Source organism: Bacillus sp. GbtcB10 (assembly GCF_019091365.1).
Classification (GTDB): Bacteria; Bacillota; Bacilli; order Bacillales; family Bacillaceae; genus Bacillus; species Bacillus altitudinis.
In genome coordinates, this window is the sequence record NZ_JAGXJP010000458.1 from 1 (window position 1) to 230 (window position 230).

Here is a 230-nt window from a genome sequence, read left to right on the forward strand (position 1 = left end):
CATTATTTTTTACAAAGCTTTACTAACATTATATGAGGAAGAAACTTTCAACCGTCTCTTTGCAAACCTTTTACTTTATACATGGGACTACGATCAAGATTTAAAGCTCATAACAAAAACGGGTGGCGATCTTGTTCCAGGTGATCTCGTTTATTTTAAAAATCCACAAGTGAATCCAGCTACGATCGAGTGGCAAGGAGAAAATACAATCTATCTAGGAAATTTCTTTT

The 230-nt window shown here is 34.3% G+C and carries 1 pseudogene; it reads left to right on the plus strand.

Annotated elements, in window-relative coordinates:
* A pseudogene (locus KVT11_RS20835) lies at positions 1–230 on the plus strand (protein-glutamine gamma-glutamyltransferase); the annotation flags it as partial.